This window comes from Pseudomonas sp. D3-27 (assembly GCF_051132165.1).
In the GTDB taxonomy this organism is placed as follows: domain Bacteria; phylum Pseudomonadota; class Gammaproteobacteria; order Pseudomonadales; family Pseudomonadaceae; genus Aquipseudomonas.
On sequence record NZ_CP071667.1, the window covers coordinates 1,604,364 to 1,615,686 of the forward strand.

Here is an 11,323-nt window from a genome sequence, read left to right on the forward strand (position 1 = left end):
TCTGGATATCGGGGAACCGCATGCCGCTTCACGTCTTGGACAGCCTGTCCGCCATCGCGCCACATGAGTGGGACGCGCTGGTGCCCGTCAATCAACCCTTCTTGCGCCACGCTTTTCTCACCGCCCTGGAAGACAGCGCCAGCCTGGGTTCGCATTCCGGGTGGCAGCCCGAGCATCTGCTGCACCTTGAAGAGGGGCGGCTGCTGGCGGCTTTGCCCAGCTATCGCAAGTGGCATTCCTACGGTGAGTACGTGTTCGATCATGGCTGGGCCGACGCTTGTGCCCGGGCCGGCATCGACTATTACCCCAAGCTACTGACGGCGGTGCCATTCAGTCCGGTGAGCGGCCCGCGACTGCTGACGGCGCGTGTTGAGGATGGCTTGGAACTGCTGGGCAGCCTGCCGGGCTATCTGGAGATCGAAGGGCTATCCAGCGCCCACATCAACTTCACCGACGCCTTCACCGACGAGGCATTGGCCAGGCAGGAGGGCTGGTTGCAGCGAATCGGTTGCCAGTACCACTGGCAGAATCGCGGCTATCGGGATTTCCAGGATTTCCTCGACGCGCTCAGTTCCCGCAAGCGCAAGCAGATGCGCAAGGAGCGCGAGCAGGTGGCGGGGCAGGGCATTGATTTCGAATGGCTGGAAGGCCATCAATTGGACGAGGCGCAGTGGGATTTTGTCTACGCCTGTTACGCCAATACCTACGCGGTGCGTCGGCAGGCGCCTTATCTGACCCGTGCTTTTTTCAGCCTGCTGGCCGAGCGCATGCCCGAGGCCATTCGCGTGGTACTGGCCAAGCAAGGTTCACGGCCGGTGGCGATGGCGTTCAGCCTGTTGGCGGGCGACAGTTTTTATGGGCGTTATTGGGGCTGCCTGGCAGAGTTCGATCGGCTGCATTTCGAGACGTGTTTCTACCAAGGCATGGACTACGCGATTGCCAACGGCGTGCAGCGTTTTGACGCCGGGGCCCAGGGTGAGCACAAGTTGATTCGCGGCTTCGAACCGGTGATCACCCGTTCATGGCACTACCTTCGCCATCCGGGCTTGAAAGCGGCGGTGGCGGATTTTCTTGCGCGCGAGCATGAGGGCGTGATGGCGTATGCCGAAGAAGCGAAAACGGCACTGCCTTATCGGCAGTGCTGAGGATGTCTGAGGCTTGGCGGCGAGGGAGCTTGCTCCCGCTGGACTGCGCAGCAGGCCCCTGCGGTGTATCTGACACATCGCAGTGCCAGATACAGTTTGGGGCTGCTACGCAACCCAGCGGGAGCAAGCTCCCTCGCCACGGGGGTTTGTACCTAACCAGGGTTCAGTCGATCCCGACGAACCCACCCGTCTGATGCTGCCACAGCCGCGCGTATAATCCGCCCTGGGCCAGCAACTCGGCATGGCTGCCGGTCTCGGCGATGCGACCCTTCTCCAGCACCACCAGCCGGTCCATCCGGGCGATGGTGGAGAGGCGGTGGGCGATGGCGATCACGGTTTTGCCTTGCATCAGCGTCTCGAGGCTTTCCTGGATGGCCGCCTCGACTTCCGAGTCCAGCGCGGAGGTCGCTTCGTCCATGATCAGGATTGGCGCGTCCTTGAGCAGCACCCGGGCAATAGCGATGCGCTGACGCTGGCCGCCAGAGAGCTTCACGCCGCGCTCGCCCACGTGGGCATCGAAACCGGTGCGGCCCTCAGCGTCTGAGAGCAACGGGATGAATTCATCGGCCCGGGCCTTGTGTACCGCTTCCCAGAGTTGCGCGTCGGTGGCGTCGGGCTTGCCGTAAAGCAGGTTGTCGCGAATCGAACGGTGCAGCAGCGACGTGTCCTGGGTGATCATGCCGATGCGTGCGCGCAGGCTTTCCTGGCCGACGTGGGCGATGTCCTGGCCGTCGATGAGGATGCGCCCGCCCTGCACGTCATAAAGGCGCAGCAGCAGGTTGACCAAGGTCGATTTGCCGGCGCCGGACGGGCCGATCAGGCCGATTTTCTCGCCCGGCTTGATCACCAGGTTGAGGTCGCTGATCACGCCGCTTTTCTTGCCGTAGTGAAAATCCACCTGCTCGAAACGCACTTCGCCCTGGGCCACCGCCAACGGCTTGGCCTGATCTCGGTCGGTGACGCTGACGGGCTGGGAGATGGTCTGCAAGCCGTCCTGGACCATGCCGATATTCTCAAAAATGCCGGTGACCACCCACATGATCCAGCCGGACATGTTGACGATGCGGATCACCAGTCCGGTGGCCAGTGCAATCGCGCCGACGCTGATCAGCGACTGGGTCCACAGCCACAGCGCCAGGGCTGTGGTGCCGACGATCAGCAGCCCGTTCATGCTGGTGATGACCACATCCATGCTGGTCACGACGCGACCGGCGAGCTGGGCTTTTTGAGTCTGCTCTTCGATGGCTTCGCGAGCGTATTGCTGTTCGAAGTTGGTGTGGGCGAACAGCTTCAGGGTGGTGATGTTGGTATAGCCATCGACGATCCGCCCCATGAGCTTTGAACGGGCATCGGAGGACACCACCGAGCGTTCCTTGACCCGGGGGACGAAGTAATAGAGCGCGCCGATGTAGGCGGCGATCCACATCAACAGCGGGATCATCAGGCGCCAATCGGCTTCGGCGAACAGCACCAGCGAGCTGACGGCGTAGATCAGCACGTGCCACAACGCATCCACGGCCTGCACCGCCGAGTCCCGCAGCGAGTTGCCGGTCTGCATGATGCGTTGGGCGATACGCCCGGCAAAATCGTTCTGGAAGAAGTTGAGGCTCTGCTTGAGCACATAGCTGTGGTTTTGCCAGCGGATCAGGCTGGTCATGCTGGGGCTCAGGGTCTGGTGAACCAGCAAGTCATGCAGGGCGACGAAAATCGGCCGAAGAACCAGTGCGACCACCGCCATCCAGGCCAGTTCGAGGCCGTGGAGCTTGAAGAACTCTGCGTTGGGCGTGGCCTGGGTCAGGTCGATGATGCGGCTCAGGTAGCTGAACAGCGCCACTTCGATCAGCGCGCCGATCAGGCCGACCACCAGCAGCACGGCGAAGCTGGGCCAGACCTGTTTCAGGTAATACGTGTAAAAGGGCAGGACGCGGTTCGGCGGGGCCGAAGTCGGGGCGTCGCGGAAGATGTCGATCAGTTTTTCGAAACGGCGATAAACCATGGGGTACCTAGCCCGGGCAGGGCTCTCCTTTTTTGCTGTGGGCGGCGCGGGATCGCCGACGCCGCCCAGGCTTGCCCTGTGGGTTTAGTCGATGCGCTTGGCCGACTTGATGATCACAGGGTCGACCGGCACGTTTTGCATGCCTTGCTTGGTGGTGGTCTGGGAGTTGACGATGATGTCCACCACGTCCATCCCCTTGACCACCTTGGCGAACACCGCGTAACCAGCGTCGCGACCCGGATCCAGGAAGGCGTTGTCGGCCACGTTGATGAAGAACTGGCTGGTGGCCGAATCCGGGTTGGATGTGCGGGCCATCGACAAGGTGCCACGTACGTTGTGCAGGCCATTGCTGGCTTCGTTCTTGATCGGCGCCTTGGTGTCTTTCTGTTGCATCTGTTGGGTGAAACCGCCGCCCTGGGCCATGAAGCCCGGGATCACACGGTGGAAAATCGTGTTGTTGTAGAAGCCGCTGTCAACGTACTCAAGAAAATTCTTGGTACTGATAGGGGCCTTGACCGGGTCCAGTTCGATTTCAATCTGACCGTTGGTGGTGTCCAGCAATACGTGAGGGGCCTTGGCCGGTTGCGCGGCCATCAGGTTGGCAGCAAAGAGGACGGAGCCGGCGGCGAGGGCGATTTTTTTCAGCATGGGTTCAGTGATCCTGAGTAGTGGAATCGATTGCGATCAAGAATTCGAGCAGGGTTTGGTTGAAGCGTTCGGGTTGATCCAGCGGCGTAGCGTGCCGTGAATCGGTGATGACTGCCAGTCGTGCGTCAGGCAAACGCTTTGAATAGGCTTCTTTCAGCGCCACCGGGGTGTAGTCGTGGTCGGCGCAAATGATGAGGGTTGGACAGACAACTTGCGACAGGCGTTCCTGTACGCCCCAGCCGACAATGGCGTCGAAGCTGGCCAGATAAGCACGTTTGTCATTCATTGCCCAGCGCCGGGCCATTTCCAGGCGCAACTCGGTTTGTTCAGGTTTGGGGAACAGCTTGGCACCGAGGGCCTTGCCGATGGTTTCCAGGCTGAGCAGCCGCATCAGGCTCCAGCGCTTGAACCATTGCCAGCAATCGTCGGGCGTGCGGACCTTGACCTCCGGGGCGCTGTTGACGATGCACAGGCTCTTGACCCGCGCGGGTTCGTCCACGGCCAGTTGGAAGCAGATCATGCCGCCCATGGACCAGCCCACCAGATGCACCGCGCCCAGGCCGAGGTAATCGATCAGGGCGCTCAGGTCGTCGCTGAACCCTTCGATGCTGTAGCGCTCACGCGGCTTGTCGGACCGACCGTGTCCGCGCACATCCAACACGATCAGGCGATAGCGGGCGGACAGCACCGGGATCTGCTTTTCCCAATCCCGTGTGCTGGAGCCCAACCCGTGGACCAGCACCAGGGGCGCGCCGTGGCCATATTCCTCATAGTGCAGGTTGCAACCTTCGTGCGCAAAATAGGCCATCGGCGAGTTCCTTGTCAGGCTTGTTCAGGAGCGGCGAACGGCGCATCCAGCGGCGCGGTATCAAAGGTGCGCAGCAGCTCGATGAGGATTTGCGTGGCCGGGCCCAGAGGTTTTTCTTTGTTGGAGAACAGATAGAAAGTCGAGTTGCGGCTGCCTCCTTGCTCCAAGGGTAGACGCTTGAGCAAGCCTTCCTTGAGCTCTCGTTCGATCATGTGCCGCGGCAGCCAGGCGAACCCCAGGCCGCTGCCGACAAACGTCGCGGCGGTGGCCAGGCTGCCTACGGTCCAGCGTTGTTCGGCACCGAGCCAGCCGACGTCCCTGGGCTGCTGGCGACCGGAGTCACGGATGACCACTTGCAGCTGGCTTTCCAGGTCCTGGAAGCTCAGTTCGCGGTTGAGGCGATGCAGGGCATGTTCGGGGTGGGCCACCGCGACGAATTCGACGTCGCTCAACTCCGCGCCCAGGTAACCAGGGATGCTGAAGCCGCTGATGGCCAGGTCGGCCACGCCTTCGAGCAGCACTTCTTCGACGCCCGACAACACTTCTTCACGCAGGCGCACCCGGCAGCCCCGGCTTTGTGGCATGAATGCCGTGAGGGCGCGGACGAGGCGGGCGTTGGGGTAGGCCGCATCCACCACCAGACGCACTTCCGCTTCCCAGCCTTGCTCCATATGGTGGGCCAGGTCTTCCAGTTGGCTGGCCTGCTTCACCAGTTGCCGCGAGCGGCGCAGCAGCACGCCGCCGGCCTCGGTCAGCACCGCCTTGCGTCCATCGATGCGCAGCAGCGGCACGCCGAGCTGGTCTTGCATGCGAGCCACGGTGTAGCTCACCGACGATTGCGAACGGTGCAGCACTTCGGCGGCCTGGGCGAAACCACCGTGGTCCACCACCGCCTGCAACGTTCGCCATTGATCAAGGGTCACGCGGGGCGCTTTCATATTGAGCTCCTCTTGTCCTAAGCTGGCGGTCCCTTGGTGGAGACTGCCGAATGAAAAAAATCTGTTGTGCGGTGCTGGCCCTGCTGCCGCTGACTGCATTTGCCTACCCGATCGATGTGGAAAAACACCTCAACGGCCTGAGCATCGACTACAACGCCTATGACACCGACGCCGACATCGGCTCGATCCAGGTCAACAACTACGGCAGCACCGATGCAACCTGCAAAGTAGTGTTCCGCAACGGCCCGGAGGCGCCGCGCACCCGCAACATCGAAGTCGCCGCCGGCAAGTTCAAGAACGCCACCGCCAAATTCAACCGCAACATCATCAAGCTGCGCATCGAGCTGACCTGCAAGCCGAAATAGCCAGCGGCGGGGCGGCATCACAAAGCTTGCTCCGCTTATAAACGAAAATATCGATGGTTCGCAGCAATTATTTGCGCTTTTTCATCGATATGATCACGCTTAACCTTCACTCCATCGACTGACAACATTCTCAGATGGAGCCTACAAGCCATGTCCCGCGTCCTGATCATCGAAAGCAGCGCCCGCCAGCAAGATTCGGTTTCCCGTCAACTGACCCAAACGTTTATCAGCCAGTGGAAAGCCGCGCACCCGGCCGATGAGATCAGCGTCCGCGACCTGGCAATCAATCCGGTGCCGCACCTGGATGCCAACCTGCTGGGCGGCTGGATGAAGCCTGCCGAGCAACGCAACGACATCGAGAACGCTTCGCTGGAACGCTCCAACGAACTGACTGACGAGCTGCTGGCCGCCGACGTCCTGGTGATGGCGGCGCCGATGTACAACTTCGCCATTCCCAGCACTTTGAAGGCCTGGCTCGACCATGTGCTGCGTGCTGGTGTGACCTTCAAATACACCCCCACCGGTCCTCAAGGCCTGCTGACCGAAAAGCGCGCCTTCGTGCTCACCGCTCGCGGCGGCATCCACGCCGGCGGCGCCACCGATCACCAGGAACCGTACCTGCGCCAAGTGATGGGTTTCATCGGTATCCACGACGTGACCTTCATTCACGCCGAGGGCATGAACCTGGGTGGCGACTTCCAGGAGAAGGGTTTGAACCAGGCCAACGCCAAGCTTTCCCAGGTCGCCTGAGCCGTTAATCCTCGGATAATCGCCGGGTGTTCTAGTGACTCGGCGCTTCCCTTCAAACCGTTTTGCGCATCGAACCTCCCTTCGCACTTTCACAGCTCCTGAGTGCACCCGCCCGATTGAACGCTTAAGCGAGATCGGGCTTTTTTTTGCCTGGGATATTCCATTCGCTGAATGCCCATGTGGGAGCGAGCTTGCTCGCGATAGCGGTGGATCAGCCATGTAGATGTTGGCCGGCCTGCCGCTATCGCGAGCAAGCTCGCTCCCACAGGGTTCAGTGTTCGGAGATTCGCGACAACCACCAAAACCCGCTATCTTCGCCGCCATTCAAAACGAGGGGCGGTATGGGCTATCTACTTTTTGTAACGCTGATCCAGGCGTTTTCCTTCAGCCTGATCGGCGAATACCTGGCGGGGCATGTCGACAGTTATTTCGCGGTGCTGGTGCGGGTCGTGCTGGCGGGGCTGGTGTTCATCCCCCTGACGCGCTGGCGCCAGGTCGAGCCGTCGTTCATGCGCGGCATGCTCTTGATCGGTGCCTTGCAGTTTGGTGTGACCTACGTCTGCCTCTACCTGAGTTTCCGGGTGTTGACGGTGCCGGAAGTGCTGCTGTTCACCATCCTTACACCCCTGCACGTGACCTTGATCGAAGACGCCCTCAATCGGCGCTTCAATCCCTGGGCATTGGTTGCGGCACTGGTGGCCGTGGCCGGTGCGGCGGTGATTCGTTATGACAGGATCAACCCGGACTTCCTCATGGGTTTCCTGCTGCTGCAACTGGCCAACTTCACCTACGCGGCCGGGCAGGTGCTTTACAAGCACTTGGTGGCGCGTCACCCAAGCGATCTGCCGCATTACCGGCGTTTCGGTTATTTCTACCTCGGTGCATTGATGGTGGCGTTGCCGGCGTTCCTGCTGTTCGGCAAAGCCGACTTCTGGCCGCAAGCGCCGTTGCAGTGGGGCGTGCTGGTCTTTCTCGGCCTGGTTTCCACCGCGTTGGGCCTCTACTGGTGGAACAAAGGCGCGTGCCTGGTCAACGGCGGCACGCTGGCGGTGATGAATAACCTGCACGTGCCAGTGGGGTTGCTGGTGAACCTGCTGATCTGGAACCAGCACGAGGCGCTGGGGCGGTTGGTGTTGGGTGGTTCGGTGATACTGGCGGCGGTGTGGATCAGTCGGTTGGGGGTACGCCAACCGCTCGTTACACGCTGACCTCTGTGGGAGCGAGCCTGCTCGCGATGGCGTTGTATCAGTCAGCATCTATGTTTCTGACACACTGCTATCGCGAGCAAGCTCGCTCCCACAGGCGAATGGGGTTGGCTTTAGACCGCCTGCTTCTCCGGCTCCGACAAGTGACTCGCCCGCAGCGCCGCCGGCAGCAATCCCGCCCGCAAATCCGTGCCGCTCGGCTGCTGGTACAAGCTCAGCCCGAACTCCGGCATCACCGCCAGCAGGTAATCGAAAATATCCCCCTGGATGCGCTCGTAGTCGGCCCACACGGTGGTACCCGTGAAGCAGTAGATCTCCAGCGGGATCCCTTGGGCGGTGGTCTGTAGCTGCCGGACCATGCAGGTCATGTTCGGCTGGATCTCGGGGTGGCTTTTCAGATAGGCCAGGGCATAGGCGCGAAAGGTGCCCAGGTTGGTCATGCGCCGACGGTTGGCCGACATCGCCGCGACGTTGCCCTGGGCTTCGTTCCAGGCCTTGAGCTCGGCCTGTTTGCGGCCGATGTAATCAGTCAGCAGGCGAACCTGGGACAGGCGCTGCTCTTCGTCGTCATGCAGGAAGCGCACGCCACTGGCGTCGATGAACAGGCTGCGCTTGATCCGTCGTCCGCCGGATTGCTGCATGCCGCGCCAGTTCTTGAACGACTCGGACATCAACCGCCAGGTGGGGATCGAGACGATGGTCTTGTCGAAGTTCTGCACCTTCACCGTGTGCAGCGTGATGTCCACTACATCACCGTCGGCGCCCACTTGTGGCATTTCGATCCAATCGCCAACCCGCAGCATGTCGTTGCTGGTCAGCTGCACGCTGGCGACGAACGACAGCAGGGTGTCCTTGTAGACCAACAGGATCACCGCCGACATCGCACCCAGGCCCGACAGCAGCAACAGCGGCGAACGATCGATCAGCGTGGCGACAATGATGATCGCGCCAAACACGTACAACACCATTTTCGTTAGCTGCACGTAGCCCTTGATCGAGCGGGTGCGCGCGTGTTCGGTGCGGGCGTAGACGTCCAGCAGGGCGCTGAGCAAGGCGCTGATGGCCAGCAACATGAACAGGATGGTGAAGGACAGCGCGACATTGCCCAGGAAAATCATGCTGGTCTTGCTCAGCCCTGGCACCAGGTGCAAGCCGAACTGAATGATCAGCGACGGCGTTGTCTGCGCCAGGCGATGAAAAACTTTGTTCTGGCGCAGGTCGTTGACCCAGTGCAGCGCCGGCTGGCGGCCGATCAGCTTGGCGCCGTGCAGGATCAAATAGCGCGCCACCCGTCCAAGCACCAGCGCGATCGCCAGCAGCAACACCAGCGCAAGGCTCGAATGCAGGATGGGATGTTGATCAAGGGCGCCCCAGAAATCCTGGAGGTTGAGCCAGAGTTGTTTGATATCCATGGGCGAGACGGTTCTTTTATGAGCGCGAGGGGCGAATTAGAGCATTTTAAGCGGCGGGAAGTGACCGTTGATCGTGAATCCAATCATGACAACACACTGATTTGCGGCCGTTTGCATAAAGAAACTCGGCCTTCGCGCTCGAAACCGTTACCCTATGCAGCTGTTTTTTTGCATTTCTTCGAGGTAGCACCCGTGTTTTCCCAATTCGCCCTGCACGAACGCCTGCTCAAAGCCGTGGCCGAGCTTAAATTTGTCGAGCCAACGCCGGTGCAGGCAGCGGCTATTCCGCTCGCGCTCCAAGGGCGTGACCTGCGGGTGACGGCGCAGACCGGCAGCGGCAAAACGGCCGCGTTCGTGCTGCCGATCCTCAATCGCCTGATCGGCCCGGCCAAGGTCCGTGTCAGCATCAAGACGCTGATCCTGCTGCCAACCCGTGAACTGGCCCAGCAGACCTTGAAGGAAGTGGAGCGCTTCTCGCAGTTCACCTTCATCAAGTCCGGCCTGATCACCGGCGGCGAAGATTTCAAGGTCCAGGCCGCCATGCTGCGCAAGGTTCCGGACATCCTGATTGGCACCCCTGGGCGGATGATCGAGCAGCTGAACGCCGGCAACCTCGACCTCAAGGAAGTCGAAGTGCTGGTGCTCGACGAAGCCGACCGCATGCTCGACATGGGTTTTGCCGAAGACGTGCAACGCCTGGTAGACGAGTGCGTGAACCGCCAGCAGACCATGCTATTCTCCGCCACCACCGGCGGTTCGGGCCTGCGCGAGATGATCGCCAAGGTGCTGAACAACCCCGAGCACCTGCAGCTCAACGCGGTCAGCCAGCTGAACTCCACCACCCGCCAGCAGATCATCACCGCTGACCATAACCAGCACAAAGAACAGATCGTGAACTGGCTGCTGGCCAACGAGACCTACGAAAAGGCCATCATCTTCACCAACACCCGGGCCATGGCCGACCGCATCTACGGCCGCCTCGTTGCCCAGGAATACAAGGCGTTCGTGCTGCACGGCGAGAAGGATCAAAAGGACCGCAAGCTGGCCATCGACCGTCTGAAGCAGGGCGGCGTGAAAATCCTCGTCGCCACCGACGTCGCCGCTCGTGGCCTAGACGTGGAAGGCCTGGACATGGTCATCAACTTCGACATGCCCCGCAGTGGTGATGAATACGTTCACCGCATCGGCCGTACCGGTCGTGCTGGCAACGATGGCTTGGCGATCTCGCTGATTTGCCACGGCGACTGGAACCTGATGTCGAGCATCGAGCGCTACCTGAAGCAGAGCTTCGAGCGCCGCACCATCAAGGAAGTCAAAGGCACCTACAGCGGACCGAAGAAGGTCAAGGCATCGGGCAAGGCCGTTGGCGTGAAGAAGAAAAAGGTCGACGGCAAGGGCGACAAGAAAAAGACCGGCGCCAAGGCCCCGACCAAACGCAAGACCGCCAACCGCCCGAAGACCGACGCGCCGTCTCTGGTCAGCAAGGACGGCATGGCCCCGCTCAAGCGCCGCAAGCCAGAGGCGCCGGCGGCTGAGTGAAATCGCGTTAACGCTGCATAAAAAACCGGACCTTGGGTCCGGTTTTTTATTGAGGGAATTCCACAACCCTGTGGCGAGGGAGCTTGCTCCCGCTGGGGTGCGAAGCAGCCCTAAAACCAGCGACTCGGTGTGCCAGGAGCAAACGGGGGGCTTTTATTGGGGCTGCTGCGCAGCCCAGCGGGAGCAAGCACCCTCGCCACAAAAGCGGGTCGTGCCCGACTCATCACTCCGCCTTCCTCTGCGCCTCTTCCAACTCCTGCAGACGCTTGTCGATCAACTGGCACTTGTCCGGCACGTCCTTGCTGGATGTTTCCATGTTCATGGCCTGCAGTTCTTCGTTCATCTCTTTTGCCTTGGATGGGTCCTGCTCGGTGAGCTTGGCGACTTTGTCCGCCAGTTGCTCGCGTTTGATGGTGGCTTCTTCAGGCGTGCACGTCGCCCAGGCCGGCAGGGCGCAGGCGAGAGTGGCGGCGAGGGTGAGTTTGAGGAAGGTTTTCATGGCTCGGGCCTCGTGTTC

General features: G+C 61.1%; 11 protein-coding genes. 5 read left to right on the top strand and 6 right to left on the bottom strand.

Translation table 11 applies throughout. The features are described from left to right. Positions 1-20 precede the first annotated feature (20 nt). Positions 21-1,145, top strand: coding sequence for a GNAT family N-acetyltransferase (locus tag J3P92_RS07620; RefSeq protein ID WP_434562891.1), 1,125 nt, complete (start codon positions 21-23; stop codon positions 1,143-1,145). Between the two features lie 163 nt (positions 1,146-1,308). On the opposite strand, the gene J3P92_RS07625 is transcribed toward J3P92_RS07620, so the two are convergent. The 4 genes from J3P92_RS07625 to J3P92_RS07640 all read right to left on the bottom strand — a co-directional run bounded on the left by J3P92_RS07625 (position 1,309) and on the right by J3P92_RS07640 (position 5,535). Continuing rightward, positions 1,309-3,141: an ABC transporter ATP-binding protein gene (locus J3P92_RS07625; RefSeq protein ID WP_434562893.1), complete on the bottom strand. Its 1,833-nt coding sequence runs from the start codon at positions 3,139-3,141 to the stop codon at positions 1,309-1,311. 84 nt (positions 3,142-3,225) lie between these two features. Beyond that, positions 3,226-3,789, bottom strand: a complete 564-nt coding sequence (locus tag J3P92_RS07630) for a peptidylprolyl isomerase (RefSeq protein ID WP_434562895.1) — start codon at positions 3,787-3,789, stop codon at positions 3,226-3,228. A gap of 4 nt (positions 3,790-3,793) precedes the next feature. After that, positions 3,794-4,597 carry an alpha/beta fold hydrolase gene (locus J3P92_RS07635; RefSeq protein ID WP_434650247.1) on the bottom strand — a complete coding sequence of 268 codons (804 nt, stop codon included), beginning with the start codon at positions 4,595-4,597 and terminating at the stop codon, positions 3,794-3,796. 14 nt (positions 4,598-4,611) lie between these two features. Then, on the bottom strand, positions 4,612-5,535 hold the full coding sequence (locus tag J3P92_RS07640) for a LysR family transcriptional regulator (RefSeq protein ID WP_256233402.1): 924 nt from the start codon (positions 5,533-5,535) through the stop codon (positions 4,612-4,614). 50 nt (positions 5,536-5,585) lie between these two features. On the opposite strand from J3P92_RS07640, the gene J3P92_RS07645 reads away from it, so the two are divergent. From J3P92_RS07645 to J3P92_RS07655, 3 genes are all read left to right on the top strand, one after another. Continuing rightward, positions 5,586-5,900 (top strand): 3-phosphoglycerate kinase, encoded by a 315-nt coding sequence (locus J3P92_RS07645; protein WP_420766660.1) that lies wholly within the window; start codon positions 5,586-5,588, stop codon positions 5,898-5,900. A 150-nt stretch (positions 5,901-6,050) separates the two neighbouring features. Then, positions 6,051-6,650, top strand: coding sequence for an FMN-dependent NADH-azoreductase (locus J3P92_RS07650; RefSeq protein WP_434650249.1), 600 nt, complete (start codon positions 6,051-6,053; stop codon positions 6,648-6,650). Between the two features lie 341 nt (positions 6,651-6,991). Then, positions 6,992-7,858, top strand: coding sequence for a carboxylate/amino acid/amine transporter (locus tag J3P92_RS07655; protein ID WP_434650251.1), 867 nt, complete (start codon positions 6,992-6,994; stop codon positions 7,856-7,858). A gap of 110 nt (positions 7,859-7,968) precedes the next feature. Here the strand turns inward: J3P92_RS07655 and J3P92_RS07660 are convergent, their stop codons facing one another. Continuing rightward, positions 7,969-9,267, bottom strand: a complete 1,299-nt coding sequence (locus J3P92_RS07660; protein WP_434650252.1) for a mechanosensitive ion channel family protein — start codon at positions 9,265-9,267, stop codon at positions 7,969-7,971. Positions 9,268-9,459: 192 nt separating this feature from the next. Here J3P92_RS07660 and J3P92_RS07665 point away from each other — a divergent pair, with 192 nt between their 5' ends. Beyond that, a complete protein-coding gene (locus J3P92_RS07665) occupies positions 9,460-10,806 on the top strand; it encodes a DEAD/DEAH box helicase (RefSeq protein WP_434650253.1) in 1,347 nt (448 codons plus the stop codon). A gap of 223 nt (positions 10,807-11,029) precedes the next feature. Here the strand turns inward: J3P92_RS07665 and J3P92_RS07670 are convergent, their stop codons facing one another. Continuing rightward, positions 11,030-11,305, bottom strand: coding sequence for a hypothetical protein (locus tag J3P92_RS07670; protein ID WP_434650255.1), 276 nt, complete (start codon positions 11,303-11,305; stop codon positions 11,030-11,032). Between the last annotated feature and the right edge of the window lie 18 nt (positions 11,306-11,323).